General features: G+C 46.1%; 1 protein-coding gene. It reads left to right on the top strand.

All coding sequences use genetic code 11. The features are described 5' to 3' along the window. The coding region (locus VSQ61_RS22790) for a hypothetical protein (protein ID WP_334346592.1) at positions 1–236 on the top strand (236 nt) is incomplete at its 5' end. Positions 237–258 lie beyond the last annotated feature (22 nt).

Here is a 258-nt window from a genome sequence, read left to right as displayed (position 1 = left end):
GACTTCCAGGCAGCCATCACCAAAGCCGTGGAAAATGCTCAATAAAAAGGAAGCCATCCTCATCCAAGTCTTTTAAAATAAAAAAATTATACAAAGAAAAACACTACAAAGTCAGCCGCCAGGCCGGACATCTCTTCCTGACAGGCGTGTTAGCCCCAATGGGCGGAGCAGGTCAGGAAGAGATGTCCGGCCTGGCGGCGTCCCTGCAATCATCCAATGATGATTCCCTCTTGTGATATACAACATTTTCCTATATAA

The organism is Candidatus Merdisoma sp. JLR.KK006 (assembly GCF_036941035.1).
In the GTDB taxonomy this organism is placed as follows: Bacteria; Bacillota; Clostridia; order Lachnospirales; family Lachnospiraceae; genus Laedolimicola.
This window is presented reverse-complemented; position numbering and strand designations above follow the sequence as displayed.